The organism is Paenibacillus sp. FSL H7-0737, assembly GCF_000758545.1.
Lineage (GTDB): Bacteria > Bacillota > Bacilli > Paenibacillales > Paenibacillaceae > Paenibacillus_AQ.
On the sequence record NZ_CP009279.1, the window covers coordinates 365,158 to 385,692 of the forward strand.

18 protein-coding genes are annotated in these 20,535 nt (G+C 44.4%); all 18 read left to right on the forward strand.

What is annotated here, in order from left to right:
- Nucleotides 1-204: 204 nt before the first annotated feature.
- Nucleotides 205-2,406 (forward strand): PAS domain-containing hybrid sensor histidine kinase/response regulator, encoded by a 2,202-nt coding sequence (locus H70737_RS01660; protein ID WP_052404121.1) that lies wholly within the window; start codon nt 205-207, stop codon nt 2,404-2,406.
- Complete coding sequence (locus H70737_RS01665; protein WP_052404122.1) at nt 2,406-3,029, forward strand: C39 family peptidase; 624 nt, start codon at nt 2,406-2,408, stop codon at nt 3,027-3,029. The genes H70737_RS01660 and H70737_RS01665 overlap by 1 nt, the downstream gene beginning before the upstream one ends.
- Before the next feature lie 121 nt (nt 3,030-3,150).
- Nucleotides 3,151-5,106 carry a type I pullulanase gene (pulA, locus tag H70737_RS01670; protein WP_042184248.1) on the forward strand — a complete coding sequence of 652 codons (1,956 nt, stop codon included), beginning with the start codon at nt 3,151-3,153 and terminating at the stop codon, nt 5,104-5,106.
- 293 nt (nt 5,107-5,399) lie between these two features.
- The gene (locus tag H70737_RS01675) at nt 5,400-6,884 is read left to right on the forward strand and encodes a glutamate synthase subunit beta (RefSeq protein ID WP_042184250.1); all 1,485 of its coding nucleotides are present in this window, start codon (nt 5,400-5,402) and stop codon (nt 6,882-6,884) included.
- Between the two features lie 126 nt (nt 6,885-7,010).
- Nucleotides 7,011-7,559: a phosphodiesterase gene (gene yfcE / locus H70737_RS01680; protein ID WP_042184252.1), complete on the forward strand. Its 549-nt coding sequence runs from the start codon at nt 7,011-7,013 to the stop codon at nt 7,557-7,559.
- A 145-nt stretch (nt 7,560-7,704) separates the two neighbouring features.
- Complete coding sequence (locus H70737_RS01685) at nt 7,705-8,733, forward strand: agmatine deiminase family protein (RefSeq protein WP_042184254.1); 1,029 nt, start codon at nt 7,705-7,707, stop codon at nt 8,731-8,733.
- Nucleotides 8,734-8,786: 53 nt separating this feature from the next.
- A complete protein-coding gene (gene aguB / locus H70737_RS01690; RefSeq protein ID WP_042184256.1) occupies nt 8,787-9,662 on the forward strand; it encodes an N-carbamoylputrescine amidase in 876 nt (291 codons plus the stop codon).
- Between the two features lie 327 nt (nt 9,663-9,989).
- On the forward strand, nt 9,990-10,436 hold the full coding sequence (locus tag H70737_RS01695) for a tellurite resistance TerB family protein (RefSeq protein ID WP_042184258.1): 447 nt from the start codon (nt 9,990-9,992) through the stop codon (nt 10,434-10,436).
- Between the two features lie 126 nt (nt 10,437-10,562).
- The gene (locus H70737_RS01700) at nt 10,563-11,159 is read left to right on the forward strand and encodes a TerD family protein (RefSeq protein ID WP_042184259.1); all 597 of its coding nucleotides are present in this window, start codon (nt 10,563-10,565) and stop codon (nt 11,157-11,159) included.
- A gap of 29 nt (nt 11,160-11,188) precedes the next feature.
- Nucleotides 11,189-11,764 carry a TerD family protein gene (locus H70737_RS01705; protein ID WP_042184261.1) on the forward strand — a complete coding sequence of 192 codons (576 nt, stop codon included), beginning with the start codon at nt 11,189-11,191 and terminating at the stop codon, nt 11,762-11,764.
- Nucleotides 11,765-11,843: 79 nt separating this feature from the next.
- The gene (locus tag H70737_RS01710) at nt 11,844-12,425 is read left to right on the forward strand and encodes a TerD family protein (RefSeq protein WP_042184263.1); all 582 of its coding nucleotides are present in this window, start codon (nt 11,844-11,846) and stop codon (nt 12,423-12,425) included.
- Between the two features lie 241 nt (nt 12,426-12,666).
- Nucleotides 12,667-13,974: a TerD family protein gene (locus H70737_RS01715; protein ID WP_042184264.1), complete on the forward strand. Its 1,308-nt coding sequence runs from the start codon at nt 12,667-12,669 to the stop codon at nt 13,972-13,974.
- 26 nt (nt 13,975-14,000) lie between these two features.
- Nucleotides 14,001-14,741 (forward strand): TerC family protein, encoded by a 741-nt coding sequence (locus H70737_RS01720; protein WP_042123539.1) that lies wholly within the window; start codon nt 14,001-14,003, stop codon nt 14,739-14,741.
- A 171-nt stretch (nt 14,742-14,912) separates the two neighbouring features.
- Nucleotides 14,913-16,124: an HpcH/HpaI aldolase/citrate lyase family protein gene (locus tag H70737_RS01725; RefSeq protein ID WP_231573371.1), complete on the forward strand. Its 1,212-nt coding sequence runs from the start codon at nt 14,913-14,915 to the stop codon at nt 16,122-16,124.
- A complete protein-coding gene (locus H70737_RS01730) occupies nt 16,069-17,511 on the forward strand; it encodes a phosphoribosyltransferase family protein (protein ID WP_081951008.1) in 1,443 nt (480 codons plus the stop codon). The genes H70737_RS01725 and H70737_RS01730 overlap by 56 nt, the downstream gene beginning before the upstream one ends.
- The gene (locus H70737_RS01735) at nt 17,495-18,646 is read left to right on the forward strand and encodes a cysteine protease StiP family protein (RefSeq protein WP_042184266.1); all 1,152 of its coding nucleotides are present in this window, start codon (nt 17,495-17,497) and stop codon (nt 18,644-18,646) included. The genes H70737_RS01730 and H70737_RS01735 overlap by 17 nt, the downstream gene beginning before the upstream one ends.
- A complete protein-coding gene (locus tag H70737_RS01740) occupies nt 18,643-19,476 on the forward strand; it encodes an HAD family hydrolase (RefSeq protein ID WP_042184268.1) in 834 nt (277 codons plus the stop codon). Before H70737_RS01735 ends, H70737_RS01740 begins: the two co-directional genes overlap by 4 nt.
- Nucleotides 19,473-20,528 (forward strand): ATP-grasp domain-containing protein, encoded by a 1,056-nt coding sequence (locus H70737_RS01745; RefSeq protein WP_042184269.1) that lies wholly within the window; start codon nt 19,473-19,475, stop codon nt 20,526-20,528. Before H70737_RS01740 ends, H70737_RS01745 begins: the two co-directional genes overlap by 4 nt.
- Nucleotides 20,529-20,535 lie beyond the last annotated feature (7 nt).

The following is a 20,535-nucleotide window of genomic DNA, read 5'->3' on the forward strand; positions in this document are numbered from 1 at the left end:
GGTGCTTCCAGCGTAATAGGTCACGAACGATATTATTATGTTTAATAATAGTTTGCCCCAGGCCATCCAGTCAATATTTAAAATTAAGCTATTCACAATTCAAAATGATACGGAGGGCATTTCTATACTCACTTCTCTTATCGTATACTGAACTTAGGATGGAATAAAGGATGCAACGTTCGCAACAAAGGAGGTCTGGCGTAGATGGATAACGCGGTAGAATATAGCACAATGTTGGAACATGCATTTATGTGGTCCCCAGAGGGAATAGCCGTACTGTCTTTAAACGATGGTAAGGGCAACTGGCTGAAGGTCAATCCGGCTTTTTGCAATTTACTTGGCTTTACGGAAGCTGAGTTTCTTGCTGGGGCTATTTTTGCAGAAATGGAAAATAGACAGACGTCTTCGAAAGAGCTTTCCTATAGATTGGTGATGGACGAGCTTCAGAATTCTCCAGCAGGGAGCTGGAAGAAGGAAGAATGCTTTCACAAAGGGGATCAACCGGTATGGCTTTCCCTGACATTCTCAGGATTTGGAACAGCAGGACAAGCCCCTTCGTGTATTATTGTGTACGCCGAAGATATTACAGACCGAAAGATTGCAGACCAACAAATGGCAGATCAACGAGATCTAGAGGAACAGATTTATCAAAGTGAACGTAATTATAGATTGATTTCCGAGAATTCGCTGGATTTAATCTCGCGTCATGCAGTTGAAGAGCGCAAACAGTTCGAATTCAAGCTTCAGGAGAATGAACAGCGCTATAAATCCTTATTTGAATATAATCCCTCTGCTGTGTACTCAATGAATTTGCAAGGCGATTATTTAACAGCCAATGCGAATCTGGAGAAGCTGACCGGGTATTCGCTGGAAGAACTGATCGGAATGTACTTTGGTCCCGTTGTGCATGAGAAGGATATGGAGAAGACGCTGTATCATTTTAACTTAGCTGCTAAGGGCTATCCCCAAAGCTATGATCTGACGCTTATTCATAAAGAAGGCCATCTTGTAGAGATTAATACCACTAATATTCCGATCATTGTAGACGATCAAGTGGTTGGTGTATATGGTATTTCCCGTGACATTACGGAACGTATAAGATATACAGAACAAATTGAGAAGCTAAGCAATGAGTACACTCTTATATTAAATGCAGTATCTGAGGGTATTTTTGGACTCGATATGGAGGAGAAGGTGACCTTCATCAACCCTGCAGGTTTGCATATGCTCGGCTATGAACATGATGAGATCATGGGTCATACCTATCTAGATCATATTCAGCAGACAGCGCTTGACGGGATCCATTATCGGCCAGAGGAGTCGCCACTTATCAAAGCCATTAGGTCAGGGGGATCTTACCAGAGCAAGGATGCAGTTTTATGGCGTAAAGATGGTACAAGTTTTCTTGCGGAGTACCAAGTAACCCCTCTTTTTGATAAAGGTGAACCTAAGGGTGTTGTAGTCGTGTTCAGGGATATTACAGATGAGAAGGAGATCATTCGGGCGAAGGAATCTGCGGAAAAAGCGGACCAGGCTAAATCAGAGTTTCTAGCCATTATGAGCCATGAAATACGCACGCCTATGAACGGCATTGTAGGGATGACTGATCTGCTTGCCGAGACGGAACTAGATGAAGAACAACGTGAGTACACAAATATTATTAAGGAGAGCAGTAGCTCTCTTCTATATATTCTGAATGAAATTCTCGATTACAGTAAAATTGAGGCCGGAAAAATGATGATCGTACATGAGCCCGTACATCTTCGAGAGGTACTGGACAGTGTAACGGATCTGTTTATGGCTAAGGCTTTGGAAAAAAATCTTGAGCTGTCTTACAGCATGGCACCAGGAGTTCCTACGTTCATTATGGGAGATGCAGGACGATTACGTCAGGTATTGGTTAATCTGGTCAGCAATGCGATTAAATTTACTGACCGAGGTAAAGTCTGTATTTATGTGGAGCAAAAATTGTCCGTGGTTTCAAAGAAATCTACTTTGAAGTTTAATGTCAGAGACACGGGGATAGGTATTCCTTTAGAAAAGCAGCATCAGCTGTTTCAATCATTCTACCAGCTGCACTCCTCGTTTAATCGTAAGTATGCCGGGACGGGGTTAGGACTAGCCATTTGCAAGAAGCTTGTCGAGCTGATGGGCGGAGCCATTGCGGTGGAGAGTAGCGAAGGAAACGGCTCTAATTTCTATTTCACACTACAGATTAATCCTGAAAACAAATATGAGGGCGAAGAGGAAGATATTGCTCAGGCAGAGCAGAAGCCTGCACAGGAAATGGAATCACGATCTAATTCAGAGGGATCTATGGATGTTGGTGAAAATGTGATTTTACTTCCGGAAGGCCCTGCCCTTTCAGCTTCTAAGCCGAACTCTTCAAAGGGAGAACCATCCTGATGAGACATAGAAACTCCAGTCTTAGTAACAAACTATCGGTAGATCCATACACACAGTGGGAGGCTGGGGTTTCATCCCCGTCTTCTGCATGTGGACCAGCTACGCTGGCAGCTTTAACCGAGTATTGGAATACCCAGCTAGGAATGGACTTTATTCGTGGCAAAGGTCATTTTCACTCTAAAGCAGCTCATATTAATTACATATACAGTCATCACGGAGGTACCCCTTTGGGGATGAGTACACGTAGTTTTGTAAAGGGAATCACAGCTTATATCCACTCTTCAATCTCGCCAAAAGGGGGACATAAGCTTTCTGTCTCTACTTTTAACGATTTTGATGTGTATAAAGTGGAGATTGATGCAGGTCGGCCAGTAGCTGTTAAATTTGATAAATGGTTTAATTTTCGGTGGAGAGGGAATTTTGCTTACGATTACCATTGGGTATTAGGAATAGGATATGAAGTACCTGATAACGGGGATCTTCCAATCCTCATCGTTCAGGATAATGGTGTGAGGTATAAGGATGGAAGGATTGCTCTTTGTAAAGAACGCCGCATCCCATATTATGCAAATAAAGACATCATTACAATGGTGGGAATGAATATCATAGAAACGCCTAGTTAATCGTGATTTAGCTATGCAATTACCCTGGAAAAATGATCTGGTTATTTTGAGTCCAAACGTTTGCACAAATTCGAGGATCATACTATAATCCAGTTAATAACTGGAAAAGGGGATAGGTGCTTTGTCCGTACAAAAGGAAATGAAGGAACCGATTTATTATGGTGATCCTGCGACTACTAGAGGGATTTCCGTATTCGCTCAGGAGTTTGATCAGTTGTTTAGTTATGACGGGGATGATCTCGGACTTACATATTCATCGGCCTGTTCATCATTTTGCTTGTGGGCCCCTACGGCTCAGGAGGCAGAGCTAGTAATTTATGATTCATGGCAGGGAGCTGCGGGGTCTAAATATGCTATGATTCGCGATATTCGGGGAACGTGGAGAGCTACGGTTGACGGTGATCTAGATGGCAAGTTCTATACCTACCGAGTACATCTAGGTGAACAGTGGAATGAAGCAGCAGATCCTTACGCGCGTGCTGTCGGCGTGAATGGGGACAGAGGTGCTATTCTAGATTTGCGCAAGACGGACCCTGAGCGGTGGACGGAAGATAAGCCGTCGTTTGAGGATCCTGTAGACGCTATTATTTATGAGCTTCATTTGCGTGACTTATCCATTCATCCAGCCAGCGGTATGGCTCATAAGGGTCAATATCTCGCTTTGGCGGAAGAAGGAACCCGCGGACCAGAGGGCATTCTCACCGGACTCGATCATATCGCAGATCTCGGTGTAACCCACGTGCAGCTATTGCCTATTTATGATTATTCTACAGAGAGTGTAGATGAGACGAAGCTGGATGAGCCTCATTTTAACTGGGGTTATGATCCAAAGAACTACAATGCTCCTGAAGGCTCCTATGCTACGGATCCTTATGTGCCCGGACTACGTATTCAAGAACTAAAAACAATGATTCAAGCGCTTCATGATCGTGGACTCCGCGTCATTATGGATGTTGTTTACAACCATGTGTACGACGGATATCGCGTGAATTTCACTAAACTGGTTCCTGGCTATTATTTGCGTTATAAACAAGACGGAAGCCTGTCGAATGGCTCGGGCTGTGGGAATGACGTGGCTACAGAACGCTTGATGATGTCCCGCTTCATTGTGGAGTCCGTGGTCTATTGGGCTAAAGAATACCATATCGACGGCTTCCGCTTTGATTTGATGGGCTTGATGGATGTCGATACGATGCGGGAAACCCGGCGGCGTCTGGATGGAATAGATCCGTCTATCATGACTATCGGTGAAGGCTGGATGATGGGGACTGAGCTACCGATGGAACGGCTCGCTCATCAGAAGAATGCCTCCCTTATGCCGGGAATCGGACATTTTAATGATGATTTCAGGGATGCTATTAAAGGAAATATCTTTTTGTACGATCAGCCGGGCTTCATCAGTGGAATGATGGGTCTGGAGCCTGCGATCAAGGCGGGGATTGCGGGAGGGATTGACTTCAGCCCAGGAATTAAGCAATTTGCCGAGGAGCCTCAGCAAAACGTTAATTATGTGGAGTGTCATGATAATCATACCTTATGGGATAAAATCGTATTGTCCACCGAGGGTGAGACGGTTACTCAGCGCCGTTCCATGCACAGACTAGCTTCTGCGATAGTGTTCATGAGTCAGGGGATTCCTTTTATCCATGCAGGACAGGAGTTTATGCGTACGAAGGACGGGGTGGAGAACAGCTATAAATCTTCGGTCGAGATCAATCGTATGGACTGGGAATTGTGCGCCGCGCATCAGGAAGATGTGGCGTATATGAAACAGTTAATCGAACTGCGTAAAGCTCACCCGGCCTTCCGTATGCGAACAGCAGCGGACATTCGGAACCATTTGGTTTTTGAAAAAGCACCGGCAAGTGCAGTAGCTTACACGCTACGTGGCCATGCTGGAGGAGATGCAGCGAAGCATATTTATGTTCTTTTTAATGCGAATGCTGAACAGACCACTGTGGTTCTGCCGCAGCTTGGAGCATGGAAGACCATCTTCGGGGCTGATCTTACGCAGGAGCTGACTGGAAATAAGCTGACTGTAAATGGGATTGGGACAGTAGTCCTGACGGCGAAATAAATAGTCTTTTACAAGATCATTATTTAAAAGCATGCGGAGTAACGTACTTTAATCAGGTACAGTACACTGTGTGCTTTTTTTGTTTTCCATTTTCTTAATTTGATTGTTTCATTTTACATAAAAAGGTGACATTACTCATTTTCGATGATGATATTGGATGTTAATATGAAGGCATTTACTTTGGCGCTTTAGAGTGGCATAGGCTTGGCAGCAGACAAACATAGCGCGTACTTTTCTTTTTTAACGGTTTAGGAAGTATATATCTGTGGGGATATTTAGAGAGGATGAGAGAGATGGGGAAAGCAACCGGATTTTTGGAATTTGAACGGCAGACGCCTTCGGAGTGTGAGGCGCTTGAGCGGATTAAGAATTGGGATGAATTCTCGATTCCTATGGATGAAGAGAATCTGCGCGAGCAAGGCGCGCGTTGTATGGACTGTGGTACGCCATTTTGTCATGTAGGACGTCTGTTGTCTGGTATGGCTTCCGGCTGCCCTCTACACAACTTGATTCCTGAATGGAATGATATGGTTTATCGTGGGAACTGGGAGGTTGCACTGAAACGTCTGCATAAGACCAATAACTTCCCTGAATTTACTGGACGTGTGTGTCCGGCACCTTGTGAAGGTTCTTGTACAGTAGGGATGAACGGCAAGCCCGTAACGATAAAGTCGATTGAAAAGTCGATTGTAGATAGAGGTTTTGAAGAAGGTTGGATTGTTCCTGAGCCCCCGCTTACTCGCACAGGTAAAAAGGTAGCTGTAGTGGGCTCGGGTCCAGCAGGTCTTGCCTGTGCAGCTCAGCTTAACAAGGCAGGGCATTCGGTGACCGTGTATGAACGGGCAGATCGGATTGGTGGTTTGTTGACGTATGGTATTCCGAACATGAAGCTGGATAAGAAGACGGTTCAGCGCCGAGTAGACCTGCTGACGGCTGAAGGCATTACATTCGTAACTCGTACAGAGATTGGGAGAAATATCTCGGCGTCACAACTCAAGGCGGAGCACGATGCTGTTGTCTTGTGTGGCGGGTCTACGCAGGCACGAGAGCTTCCTATAGAGGGTCGTGAGCTGCGGGGCATTCATCAGGCGATGGAGTTTCTGACACTGAATACTAAGAGCTTACTGGACTCAGAGCTTGCTGATGGTGAATACTTGTCTGCGGCAGATAAGGATGTAGTTGTAGTCGGTGGCGGGGATACTGGCACAGACTGTGTAGCTACGTCGATCCGCCACGGCTGTCGTAGTGTAATCCAGCTTGAGATTATGCCACAGGCTCCGCTGACCCGTCAGCCTAGCAATCCGTGGCCAGAATGGCCAAAGGTTCTTAAGGTGGACTATGGCCAAAAAGAAGCGGCTTCACTGTATAAGGAAGATCCACGTCGTTATCTTGTTTCGACGAAACGTTTTGTTGGTGACGATGGTGGACATGTGCAGGAGCTGCATACTGTGCGCATTGAGTGGACTCGCAATGAACAGGGACGGATAGTTCCGGTTGAAGTACCAGGCAGTGAAGAAGTTCTAAAGGCACAGCTGGTACTACTCGCATTAGGATTCACAGGGCCCGAAGAGTCTGTGCTAGGTGAGCTTGGGGTGGAACGTGATGAGCGGGGAAATGCCAAGGCAGAGTTCGGAGCACAAGCGACCAATGTAGAGGCGGTATTCACAGCAGGTGATATGCGCCGCGGACAAAGCCTTGTAGTTTGGGCCATTGATGAGGGGCGTCAGACCGCCCGCGAAGTGGACCGATTCTTGATGGGATCATCGAATTTGCCGTGAGAATAGAGGCATATAGGGCAGGGCGTTCCTTTTGGAGGAACGTCCGCTTTTGCGTTGTTTGCCTATTCAAGGTTAAAATTGAAACCTAAGCACAAGATCTATTTAAGTCGAAAAGGAGAATACATGATGAAGCTAATGTTTATTTCCGATATTCACGGTTCTTTATTCTGGTTAGAACGGGCTTTGGAAAAGGTAGAGGAAGAACAGCCAGACAGTCTTGTAATCGTAGGAGACTTTTTATATCACGGTCCCAGAAATCCACTGCCGAAGGGTTATGACCCGCAGGGAGTTGCTAATAAACTGAATGAATATAACAAAAAGAAGCCTATAACGGCAGTACGTGGTAACTGCGATGCTGAGGTAGACCAGATGCTGCTGCAGTTTCCGATGATGGGCGATTATGTGATGCTCCTGCATGAAGGCAGACGAATCTATGTTACACACGGTCATGGCTTTAGTATTGAGAATTTACCGGCACTATCTGAGAAGGATATCTTTATTCAGGGGCATACCCATCTTCCGGTTGCGGATGTAAAAGAGGGCGTATACGTGCTGAATCCCGGTTCGATATCGCTGCCTAAAGAGAATAACCCGAATTCCTATGGTATCCTTGAGGGTGGAGAATTCATCGTTAAGGATTTTGAGGGCGATGTGGTAAAAAGGATTACACTATAAGCTCAGTCAGATCACATGTGACCCGAATTCCTTCCAACATTATTAGTGTTCTAGGGAATTGAGCACTAGAACATATTATTGTATGATGAGGTAGGAGTTTTAGGGCAGGGCTGGCTCCAAATATAATAGTAAAGGTAGTTAACACATGAATCCTAAAGATTTGAACTATACAATGCCACCGGAATGGGGCAAGCATGAACGTACTTTTATCTCCTGGCCGGTGCAGGAATCTATGTGTTTCCCGGACAACCACGAGTCGGTATGCCAAGGTTATGCTGACATTATTACAGCTATTGCCGAGTTTGAACCGATTACGGTCATCGTTAACCCGGAGGACGTGGAAAAGGTAGAACGTCTGGTCAGCGGACCGAATGTAACGCTACTACCTATAAAGCATAGCGATGCTTGGTTGCGTGATAACGGGCCTACCTTTGTTGTTAATAAAGACGGCGTTCTAGCAGGTGTGAACTGGAAGTTTAATGCCTGGGGCGGTAAATATTCACCTTGGGATCTGGATGATGAGGTAGCTCCACAGATTCTCGAACACACACAAGTGACACGCTTTGATGCGCCGCTTGTGATGGAAGGCGGCTCGATCCATACGGATGGAGAAGGCACCTTGATTACTACAGAAGAATGTCTGCTCAATACGAACCGCAACCCGGATTTGAAGCGCGAGAATATTGAAGAGTACGTGCGCAATTATACAGGTACAGAAACTATTATCTGGCTTAAGCGTGGTCTAAGTGGTGATGAAACCGATGGTCATGTGGATAATATCGCTTGCTTCGCTGCTCCAGGTAAAGTCATTATTCAGGTCTGTGAGGATCCGCAGGACGAGAATTTTGAGATTACACAGGAGAATCTTCGTATTTTGGAGAATGCCATAGATGCCAAAGGGCGTAAGCTGGAGATCATCAAGATTCAGCAACCACCACGGGTGGATCATGACGGCAGCCGTCTGACGCTCAGTTATTTGAACTTCTATTTCGTAAATGGTGGAATTATTTTACCTGTGTTTGGCGGTACAGCGGTGGAAACAGATAAACTTGCCGAGGAAGTACTGGCTGGTTTGTTCCCGGAACGTAAGATTCGTACAGTTAACGGTATGGCGGTCATCACCGAGGGCGGGAACGTTCACTGCACTACGCAGCAAATGCCTGCTCAGCAATAATTGAAGGAAACTAAACGTCCAAAGGGACATTTATATATAAGGAGGACAGATTCTTGAGAAATGTAAAAGTAGCTGCGACGCAAATGAGCTGTTCCAGCAATATTGATGAGAATATCAGTAAAGCCGAAACATTGGTCAGAGAAGCGGCGGCACAGGGAGCACAAATTATTTTGCTGCAGGAGCTGTTCGAGACTCCGTATTTCTGCCAGAAAGAGAAAGCTGATTATTACGCATATGCAACAGAGCTTGAGCATAACAAAGCGATTAATCATTTCACAGCAATAGCCAAGGAACTGCAAGTGGTGCTGCCAATCAGTTTTTATGAGAAAAAGAACTACGCACGTTACAACTCACTAGCTGTAATCGATGCCGATGGAACGATACTGGGCAAATACCGCAAGAGCCATATTCCAGATGGCCCAGGGTATGAAGAGAAATTCTACTTCAATCCGGGAGATACTGGCTTTAAAGTATGGAACACTCGCTATGCCAAGATTGGTGTAGGGATTTGCTGGGATCAGTGGTACCCGGAAGCGGCTAGAGTGATGAGCCTGATGGGAGCAGAAATTCTGTTCTATCCAACCGCTATCGGATCAGAACCACAGGATGGATCGATCGACTCTAAGGATCATTGGCAGACTTGTATGCTTGGGCATGCAGCGGCTAACCTTATTCCAGTCGTTGCCTCCAACCGTATTGGTGAAGAGATTGATGAAGATTCTAGCATTAATTTCTACGGCTCTTCGTTCATTGCGGGACCGCAAGGCAATAAAATTGTTGAAGCAGGCCGAGACGAGCAAGCTGTAATAGTGAGCGAATTTGATCTGGATGCTTTGGAAGTCGGACGGATCGAGTGGGGCGTCTTCCGTGATCGCCGGCCGGAGCTGTACAAAATGATTGGTTCTTATGATGGGGACATCATTCTTTAAAAGAATTCACAGTTAAATGTGCTAAAGGCATTGCTAGAGAGGATAGAATCTCTGGCAGTGCCTTTTTTGGTGTTTCAACGAGAAATACGGGGGTTCTTTGAACAGAGGAGCAATTGTTCGGAAATCCTGTGCAAGATCGGACACAATCTTTTCTATCAAAAGTGCTGTAAAAGTCTGGAAAAGTAGAATATTGATATTTTATCAGGTATATTAGAAGAGTAAACCGTGATTCAGGGATCTACTATGAAAATTCTGTCGGATACGTGGAGAGGAGGCTCTGGGATATCTTTTGTTATCATAATCTTGCAGTGATAGAAGGAGAAAACGATGAGCACATTTAAAAACTGGTTGAACACAACCAAAAACGGACTAACAGAACAAGTAAAGAAATTCAAAAATAAAGATTTCATGAATGCGGTAGTTGCGGGCTGCGCCTTGGTTGCTGCTGCCGACGGTAAAATAGAAGAAGCTGAAAAGAATAAAATGGCTGGTTACATGAATATGAGTAATGAGCTTAAGGTGTTTGACATGAGAGATGTAATTACCCAGTTCAACTTTTATGTAAGTAACTTTGAGTTCTCACCAGAAATCGGTAAGCAGGAAGCACTGAAAGCAATCGGTAAGTTTACCGGTAAACCAGATGTGGGACGTGTAATTGTGGGTGTGTGCTCAGCTATTGGATCAGCTGATGGTGATTTTGATGACAATGAAAAAGCAGTTGTGCGGCATATTTGCGGTGTCTTGGGATTAAACCCTGGTGAATTCAGTTTATAAATGATGTAATACCATATACATGAGTTCGGATGAAACGTATTTAGTTCTTTAGCGTATCACTCATATAACATCCAAAAGCTAGACTAATAGATGGTGATTCTTTTTAGGGAATGGAGGTACGTAAAGTTGGCTGGAATTAATCTGGTAAAAGGTCAGAAGATTGATCTCACAAAAGGTAATGCAGGCTTATCTAACGTAATTGTAGGTTTAGGTTGGGATCCGGCTGAGCCAGCTCGAGGATTCTTCGGTGTGAAGAAACAGGCCAACGTGGACTGTGACGCTTCAGCACTGATGCTGAACGAGAATGGTAAGCTAGTTAAGAAGGGTAACCTGGTGTGCTTCCATAACAAGCAAAGTCCTTGTAACTCTGTCATTCACTCCGGAGACAATCTCACGGGTGATGGTGACGGAGACGATGAGCAAATCATGGTTAACCTGAATGCCATTCCTTCCGATGTACACAAGGTTCTGGTAGTTGTGAATATTTATGATGCCACGAACCGTAAACAGGATTTCGGATTGATTAAGTCAGCTTATATCCGTGTGATAAACGCTGTAGGCAACAATGAGCTAATCCGTTTCAACCTATCTGATAATTACAATGGCTATACGGCGCTTATTTGTGGGGAACTTTACCGTCAAGGTGGAGAGTGGAAGTTCGCCGCAATTGGTGAGGGTAGTCACGCGGCACATATCAATCAACTGGCAGAACGCTACGTATAATCCAAATAAAAGAAAAGAGGAATGTTATCATGGCAATTAATCTATCCAAAGGTCAAAAGATCGATTTAACAAAAACAAATCCAGGTCTATCCAAAATCACAGTAGGTCTTGGTTGGGACACTAATAAATATGACGGCGGTAAAGATTTCGACTTGGACGTTTCCGTATTCTTGACTAATGCGAACAGCAAAGTTGAAAAAGAAACCAACTTCATTTACTTCAATAATAAACAGAACGAGAACGCTTCTGTTGTTCATACAGGTGATAACCGTACGGGTGACGGCGATGGTGATGATGAGCAGATTCAAGTGGATCTTCTGAGTATCCCAGCGGATGTAGAAAAGGTAGCTTTTACTATTACAATTTATGAAGCTGAAACAAGAAGCCAAAACTTCGGTCAAGTTTCTCGTTCTTATGTACGTATCGTAAATGATTTGAACAATGAAGAACTAATCCGTTTTGATTTGGGTGAAGACTTCTCTATTGAAACTGGCGTTGTTGTCGGTGAATTGTACCGTCATGGTGCAGAGTGGAAGTTCAATGCAATCGGTAGCGGCTACAAAGACGGCTTGAGCGGTTTGACTCGCGATTACGGCTTGCAATAAATCTTGAAGTATAAATCTTGTAGTATAAATCTTGTAGTACACAGTGAATTGAATCCACTCACGAAAGAAGGTTATGTCAGTGACGATCAGTCTTTCCAAAGGACAGCGGATTGATCTTACCAAGACTAATCCAGGTCTGACAAAGGTAGTAGTTGGATTGGGCTGGGACACTAATAAGTATAGTGGAGGTCAAGATTTTGACCTCGATGCTTCAGCGTTTCTGCTTCATGAAGACGGCAAAGCTAAAGGTGCAGATGATTTTGTATTCTATAACAACCCAAATGGTGGCGCAGGCTCTGTAGTCTACACGGGAGATAACCGTACGGGAGAAGGCGACGGAGATGACGAGCAAATTATCGTTGATTTCAGCAAAGTCCCTACCCATATTCAGCGTATCGGTATAACCGTAACGATTTATGATTACGAAACTCGTGCACAGAACTTTGGACAAGTCTCCAATGCTTTCGTACGTGTGGTTGATGCTTCCACAGATCGCGAAGTACTCCGTTTCGACCTGGGTGAAGATTTCTCAACAGAGACGGCAGTTGTATTCTGCGAATTCTACCGCAATGGTGCGGATTGGAAATTCCAGGCAATCGGTAGTGGTTTTGGCGGCGGCCTTAGCGCATTGTGTAAAAATTATGGGCTGGACGCGCAATAGCATCTTCCGGGCGGGGTCATCACCGATCCTGCCCTTTTTTTAATTCTTTATGGATTGCCTCACAAAGGAAATGGAATGGGTCTCGAAGTATAAACTCCACTTTGTGGGGTTATTTGAAAATACAAGAAAGCAAAAGTTTCACACGATACTATATGAATTATATTTCTCGCTTAAACGCTTGCCGTCCTTATAAGGACACCGAAGGCGTTATGATTGCTCCATTTATAAAGGTGGTGTAAGAATGGGTATTACAGTTGTCAAAGGACAAAAGGTTGATTTAACTAAAGGGAATCCTGGACTTGATTCTCTTATCGTAGAGATTGGCTGGCAATCGCCATCTTCACTTGAGATTGATACTTCTGCTTTTCTGCTTGGAGCGCAAGGTAAAGTAAGCAAAGATGAGGATTTGATATTTTATAATAATCCGTCTACACCTTATATCAGATATAAGGAAATGCCTACATCAAACAGCCTCAAGCAATTTGACGTGGAACTAAACAAAGTTCCTTCTGATGTGATGAAACTCGCGTTTACACTTACCATTTATGATGGCGAGAAGCGGGGTCAAAGCTTTAGGCAGGTAAATCAGGCCTATTTTCGGATTCTGAATCAAGTAACAGGTGCGGAGCTTCTCCGATGTGATCTTGAAAATCATTTCTCCGTGGAAACGGCTGTTGTGGTAGGAGAATTATATAGATATAACGGTGAATGGAAATTCAGCGCCATAGCCGCGGGTTTTGCTGGTGGTCTACAGGAACTGTGTAGGAACTTTGGGATAGAAGCGAACGATGAACCGGCACCGACACCGACACCAATACCAGTGCCTAAGCCTGCTGCTCCGCCGCAGCCAGAGCTTAAACGTCAATCAGCGCCGGTAGCGGAGCCTAAGATTCAGATTCCACCTCCTCCTGCAGCTGCGCCTTCACCTGTAACACCCCCTCCGGTCAATCTCAACCTGAAGAAGATCGAACTGAAGAAAAAAGGTGATTCGATCAACCTGAAGAAATCAGCTGGTGGTTTGGGCGAATTGCTAATTAACCTCAACTGGAATCAGAAGCAGGGTGGAGGGCTATTTAATCGTAAAAATGGTGTGGATTTAGATCTTGCTTGTCTATATGAGTTGAAGAATGGTAGTAAGGGAGTAGTTCAGGCGCTGGGCAATGCTTTTGGCTCATTGAACCAACCTCCTTATGTCTTGCTTGATGGAGATGACCGGACAGGCTCTGTAACAACCGGTGAGAATCTGCGGATTAATGGCAGCAAAATTGCTGATATTGAACGGATTCTAATTTTTTCTTTTATTTATAAGGGTGTTACCAATTGGTCAGAAGCTGACGGTGTTGTCACGATTACCCAGAGTGGTGGCCCCGATATTATTGTCAATTTGGACGAGCATAACAACCGCAAAGGCATGTGTGCCATCGCGTTATTTCGGAATGTGAATAACGAGACATTCAGTGTTGAACGGCTGGTCCAATATTACAGTGGTCATCGGGAGATTGATGAGGCATATGGTTGGGGACTGCGCTGGGTTGCTGGCAGTAAATAGACGATTTTTTCGGAGGCGCAAGTGTAATGGATTGGTTCGCTGATTTTTTCAGGAATATTAGTGAGAACTACGGTCATTTTTTCTCATGGAGCGATGTGGTAGGTACGCTCTCAGACCCGGTTAGCTGGGGCATTATTGGTAGCTTAGTGCTACTAGAAGGGCTGCTCTCTGCAGATAATGCGCTTGTTCTCGCCGTCATGGTTAAGCATTTACCTAAAGAACAACAGAAGAAGGCGCTCTTTTACGGTATTATAGGAGCTTATGTATTCAGATTTTTGGCTATCGGTCTAGGGACATTTCTTATTAAATTCATGTTGGTTAAGGTTCTTGGTGCAGCCTATCTCTTTTATATCGCTTATGGCGGGTTATTTAAGGGCGGTGGCGATGAGAAGATCGAGAACAAGGGGTTCTCTTTTTGGAAGACGGTTCTCCTTGTTGAATTAATGGATATTGCTTTTAGTATTGATAGTGTTATTGCTGCATTTGGTGTTAGTAACCAGGTTTGGGTGCTCTTTATGGGCGGAATCATAGGCGTTCTGATGATGCGGGGAGTAGCGCAATTATTCTTGAAGCTTATTGATAAAATTCCGGAACTCGAGCGTGCCGCTTTTGCGCTTATTGCCATTATTGCTGGTAAAATGCTCGCGGGCGCTTTTGGGTACGAAATGCCACATGTATTATTCTTTTCAATCATTATTCTTGTATTCGGTGGTACGATCCTTTACAGCGTACTGCGTAAGAAAAAAGAAGCCCATAGAAATGCTTGATTTCAAAGCTAGTTGAACACTGCTGCTTTCAGGTAATCGTATATGTTTATAGCGTAGGCCTTCACTTATATATGAGAGAACCGGATAGGGTATAGCTGGTTCTGCCACTCTCTATAGGAGAGGCCTGCGCTTGTTTTGCTTGGCTTCGCAAAACTATAAGGGGGAACCATCTTGAGATACTTCGATTACCTGACGAAAGAACAAGAAATAGCCTTATTTTATAATCCGCCGATTTCATTTAACCATAATACTACGAGTAAAGATTTGCTGGCTCATGCTGTTGGAGCTGCCCTTTATATGCCAGCAACTCGTGCTAGTGTTCCCGAAGACATTTTGAAGCTTAAAAGTGCAGGACTTGTAACCGTTATTATTGATCTGGAGGATGCGATCGGAGATAACGAGGTTGACCATGCAGAGGAGTCTCTCATTCAGCATCTTATTTTTCTTGCCGCATATGAGGAGAACGAGCCAAGCGGGAGTGATAGTCTTCCGCTTCTCTTCATCCGAGTTCGTAACCCGGAGCAGCTGCGGCAGCTGATTTTTCGGTTAGGATCTTTGGTTACGATGTTAACAGGGTTTGTTTTCCCTAAGTTTTCGGTCGACAACGGAATCCAATATTTCGAGGCGATAGCCGATTACAATAGAACGCGCAGTTACTCAGATCCAGTGCTTTATGGCATGCCAATCCTGGAAAGTGCGCCTATTATTTACCGGGAGAGCCGGGTAGATAGTCTTTTATCTATTCGTAATTTGCTAGGCAACTACCGCGAATATGTGTTGAACGTTAGAATTGGAGCAACAGATTTCTCAAGTTTATTCGGACTGCGCCGTAGTCCTGATATTAGCATTTATGATCTTACCCCTATTCGAGACTGCATATCGGATATTATTAATATTTTTGGCAGAGTGGAAGAAGGGTATGTAATTTCCGGACCAGTCTGGGAATATTTTGCGAATAAAGGGCACCGGGTGCTCAGACCACAGCTACGGCAGACTCCGTTTGAGGACACCTATGGTAAAAACGGCCGCGACATGCGAAATAGTTACATTTCTAGCAGCATGGATGGGCTTATTCGTGAAGTGATTTTAGATAAAGAAAATGGGATCTTGGGCAAGACGATTATACATCCCTCACACCTCAGACCTGTTCAGGCCATGTACACGGTAATGCACGAGGAATATGTTGACGCCTGCAGTATCGTAGAGAGTAACGATGGCAGCCTAGGAGTCTTCAAGAGTCAATATTCTAATAAGATGAACGAGATTAAGCCGCATTTGAACTGGGCAAAACGGATTTTACTACGATCACAAATATACGGGGTGTTACATGAACAACAGCATTTTGTCGGATTATTACCCGAAAACGAATTTACACACGTATAACATAGTCGAGAACCTGCAGGTTACGGTTACCGAAACATCTAATCCCTTTCATTTGCCTGTGGATACTTTATTCTCCATGGCAGCCCGGATTAATAAGAAACGCTCCTTTTTGTTCGTCAGCAAGGTACTTGGTAAACATATCCCTGTTAATCCGTACACCTCTCTGCTAAGTGGTGCTGCATTAGCGCTGCTGTTATATCAGGAGATGAACGGTAATTCTGCGGATAATGATAGGATGGAAGATTTATTAGATAAAGCTGTACACGGACTGATGCACCCTGAGTCTGCCAAGGAAGCCTATGAGCATTTATTAGCGGCAAGATTAGTTCTTCCTAGGTCTGTTGTCTTTATTGGTTTTGCTGAGACTGCAACTGCGCTGGGTCACAGTGTGTACAACATGTTTGCCGATGCAGCATCATATATTCATACTACCCGTGAACATATCATCGATTTGGAGTCCATTGTTAGCTTTGAAGAAGAGCATTCACATGCGGTTGACCATCTATGTTACGCCTTGAATACTAAGCTATTATCAGGGACTGAGCCGATTATTTTGGTGGATGATGAGATTACAACAGGGAATACAGCAATTAATACGATCCGTGATATTCAGTCCAAATTCCCTCGGGAGGAATACGTAGTCGTTTCTATTTTGGATTGGAGGAGCGGTAACAATCTTCATACCTATAGCGAATTAGAACAGGAACTGGGGATTCGGATTAAGTCCTTGTGTTTGCTTCAAGGAAGTATTGAAGTAAAAGGCACGCCTTTGCTAAATGCTAGGAATGACAAAGATTTGTTACCGTCTTCAGTGGAATCCGAAGTAGTGACCACTTATGTAGTGGACGGTTTAGAACGTCTGCAGGCAACATCCGTAGATTCATATGGTGACACCAACTTGTCTCCTTATGTGAAATACAGTGGACGTTTCGGACTGGAGTCGCTGAATAATGATGATCTTGATGTAGGAGTAACCCGGATAGCCGCACAGCTAAGAGAACTACGAGGGGGAGATTCTAAGACTCTAGTGATGGGTGTAGGGGAATTTATGTACCTTCCTATGCGGATAGCGGCTGAGATGGGGGAAGGCATTTCATATCAGTCCTCTACTCGCAGTCCAATCCACCCTGAACGTCGACCAGATTACGGAGTGCATAGTGCTGCCGCATATCCTTCAGCTAGCGATCCGGAAATTACAAACTTTATTTATAATGTGGATTCTGATCAGTATGATGATATATTCGTGCTGATTGAGCGTGATGTACCGCATGAACGAATGAAACCCATGCTTGATATACTGAAGACACTTGCCCGCCATAAAGTGCATCTTATTGTACTGACTCCTGAAGGAAGAAGTGGAGGCCTCCAGTATGAAGGGAACAAGTAATCATAAAGTCATGGACAAAAAAATAGCAGAACCGGTTCCGCTAGGTAGCTATCCACCGTCAGATGTTACGTTTCTGCTCAAGGATCTTAGTGACGTTTCGCTTGAGCTGGCGACAGAGGAAAGGGAGGAAGCTATTCAATCGGGTGTCCATTATTCTGAGATGTTGCCTGTTGAATATCAGCCTACCGAGCAGTATATCGACTTGTTTCATGAGACGCTGCAGCAATCGGCCAAGAAGGTAGCTTTAGCTGTTGCCATTGTTTCTGAGATGATTGTCTCAAGAAGAGGACTAAGTACGGTGCTTGTCTCTTTAGCTAGAGCAGGAACACCCATTGGTATACTGATTAAGCGTTATATAGCTGAGAGATACAAGGTAGACTTGCCGCATTATAGTATTTCTATTATTCGAGGAAAAGGTATAGATGAGAATGCGATACTCTACATTCTGCAGAAGCATGGACTTGATGCTGATTTGCAGTTTGTGGATGGGTGGACAGGAAAAGGGGCTATCCGTGGGGTGCTGATTGATTCTTGCAACACCCTCTATGAGAAGTATGGTATTCGTTTAAATGATGATCTTGCCGTATTGGCTGACCCGGGAAACTGCGCAGGCATGTTTGGGACTAGAGAAGACTATCTCATTCCTAGCGCCTGCTTAAACTCTACCGTTTCAGGGCTGATGAGCCGAACGGTGTTACACGCTGATCTCATTGGTCCTGAGGAATTTCATGGTTCAAAGTTTTATAAGGAGTGGCTGGATGCGGACGAGTCCAATGTATTTATTGATACGATTTGCCCGTATTTTCCATCCGTAGTAGCAGAAGCGAAGAATATTGCTGGACAGATGCTGGAGCATCCGCCAGAAATCACTTGGCAGGGTCTTCGTGATATTCAGAGTATTCAGGAGACTTTCGGTATAGATAACATTAATCTGATAAAGCCGGGAGTCGGCGAAACAACCCGCGTATTACTGCGCAGAGTACCTTGGAAAATTCTTGTCGATACTATGGATAATCCGAATCTAAAGCATATTCTTCTCTTAGCGAAGGACCGGGGCGTTCCTGTTGAGATCTTTCCTGGGATGACGTACTCCTGCTGCGGAATAATTAAACCGCTGAAGGGGGAGACAGAATGATATATGCTAGTGATCTAGATCGTACTTTGATCTATTCTTTAGGTGCCATAGGTGTGCCGGAGAATACTCCAGGTTTAATTCCGGCGGAAATAATAGAGGGAAAGACGAGATCCTATATTTCGCAGCAAGCATTAAATCAGCTGATGGATCTGAACACGCGGATTATTTTCATCCCGGTTACTACGCGTACGATACAACAATATAAGCGCATTAATCTGTTTCAAGAAACGGTCATACCTGACTATGCGGTTACAAGCAATGGGGGAAATATCCTAATCGGTGGAGTTGTCGATAAGGAATGGAGAGAATCAATCGGTAGATTGGTAGCTCGTCACTCTGCTGGGGCTGAAGAGGTTAGATCATATATCAAAGCGGTTGTACGTGAGGATTGGATCATTAGTGAGAATTATTGTGATGATCTATTCTATTCCTTCATGGTTTATCGGGATCAGTTGCCTTTAGATGAAATCACTAATTTATCAGATCGGCTCTATAATCTCGGCTGGAGAGTTTCTTTACAAGGCCGCAAGCTGTACGCTGTGCCGGCTGCCGTGAACAAAAGCGATGCTATACTCCATTTGCGGCGCACCGTTCGCTCTGAACCAATGGTGGCCTCCGGGGACTCACTGCTAGATAAGAGTCTGCTTGAGAGTGCAGACTATGCTATTGCCCCTTGCCATGGTGAAATATTTGCAGAGCAACAGAGTGGTCTTGTAAAATCAAGATATCCATTTACGAAAGAATCAGGTGTATTTGCTGGAGATGAGATTTTGCAGTATGTAAATATGATCTATAATAATCTAACTGCATTGGGAGTGGGGCCACTATGAAAAAGGTAAATATTTATTTCAATCGTTGGTTTTCCGTGGCTTACCATTATATGAATCTCCTCCGCAATAACGAGGATGGTATACCGGTTCAAATCTTTGCGACACACCCGGATATCCGCCATATGTCGCTACAAGGTGCTGACTTTGCTGAAACCGAGCCGGCGCTGAAGGGAATAGAATATGTTCAGTTTTGCGTTGATTTCTGTCGGCGTAATGAGATCGATGTTTTTATTCCACGGTTGCATATGCTTGATATTGCTCTCCATGCGGCAATGTTTGATGCGATTGGTACAAAGGTTCTGGTATGTAGAGATCTTGATTTGCTGGAGTCCATTATGGACAAAGGTAAATTTTACGAGAATGTTAGTGAGCAAGGCATTATGAGTATCCCAGATTATCATGTGGTTAGTACAGCGGAACAGTTTAAAGAGGCTTACGAGGACCTTGTTGCCAAGGGACATCGTGTTTGCTTTAAGCCTACTGAAACAGAAGGCGGGTTAGGATTCCGTATTATCGACAATACCCGCGATCCTCTTCAAGAGCTTTTTGGGTATGTAACTCCATTGATTACGTTTGATGATGCCTATCGTATTCTTGCAAGCAAAGAGACCTTCCCTGATTTGATGGTGATGGAATTACTGGAGGGTTACGAGTATAGTATAGATTGTCTGGCAGATGAGAACGGTAAGCTGTTAGTAGCTGTGCCACGTCGAAAAGTGGGCGGTCGTCTGCGATTGATGGAGCATATCCCTGAACTGGAGGAGATTGCAGCTAGAGTTGCAGAAGTTTATAAGATCCCCTTCAATTTCAATATTCAAATGAAATACAATGGAGATATTCCAAAGCTGTTGGAAATTAACCCACGAATGTCCGGTGGACTGCATATGTCATGTCTGTCAGGGATTAATTTTCCTTATTTAGCCGTCAAAAGCGCACTCGGTGGCGAGGTTCAGCCTATGAATTTTGAAGGTGATGTATTGGCTAGCCATCTGGAGCAACCGATGATTATGAAAATAAACGGCCAATCTGTCATTCCGGATGCCGCGAATTGAGCGTTCA

What these genes read in the sequence shown, in the direction of transcription:
- H70737_RS01660 (WP_052404121.1), top strand. Translation starts at nt 205, where the DNA reads ATGGATAACGCGGTAGAATATAGCACAATGTTGGAACATGCATTTATG.
- H70737_RS01665 (WP_052404122.1), top strand. Translation starts at nt 2,406, where the DNA reads ATGAGACATAGAAACTCCAGTCTTAGTAACAAACTATCGGTAGATCCA.
- H70737_RS01675 (WP_042184250.1), top strand. Translation starts at nt 5,400, where the DNA reads ATGGGGAAAGCAACCGGATTTTTGGAATTTGAACGGCAGACGCCTTCG.
- H70737_RS01720 (WP_042123539.1), top strand. Translation starts at nt 14,001, where the DNA reads ATGGATTGGTTCGCTGATTTTTTCAGGAATATTAGTGAGAACTACGGT.
- H70737_RS01740 (WP_042184268.1), top strand. Translation starts at nt 18,643, where the DNA reads ATGATATATGCTAGTGATCTAGATCGTACTTTGATCTATTCTTTAGGT.
- H70737_RS01730 (WP_081951008.1), top strand. Translation starts at nt 16,069, where the DNA reads ATGAACAACAGCATTTTGTCGGATTATTACCCGAAAACGAATTTACAC.
- H70737_RS01705 (WP_042184261.1), top strand. Translation starts at nt 11,189, where the DNA reads ATGGCAATTAATCTATCCAAAGGTCAAAAGATCGATTTAACAAAAACA.
- H70737_RS01735 (WP_042184266.1), top strand. Translation starts at nt 17,495, where the DNA reads ATGAAGGGAACAAGTAATCATAAAGTCATGGACAAAAAAATAGCAGAA.
- H70737_RS01685 (WP_042184254.1), top strand. Translation starts at nt 7,705, where the DNA reads ATGAATCCTAAAGATTTGAACTATACAATGCCACCGGAATGGGGCAAG.
- H70737_RS01695 (WP_042184258.1), top strand. Translation starts at nt 9,990, where the DNA reads ATGAGCACATTTAAAAACTGGTTGAACACAACCAAAAACGGACTAACA.
- yfcE (WP_042184252.1), top strand. Translation starts at nt 7,011, where the DNA reads ATGAAGCTAATGTTTATTTCCGATATTCACGGTTCTTTATTCTGGTTA.
- H70737_RS01745 (WP_042184269.1), top strand. Translation starts at nt 19,473, where the DNA reads ATGAAAAAGGTAAATATTTATTTCAATCGTTGGTTTTCCGTGGCTTAC.
- H70737_RS01715 (WP_042184264.1), top strand. Translation starts at nt 12,667, where the DNA reads ATGGGTATTACAGTTGTCAAAGGACAAAAGGTTGATTTAACTAAAGGG.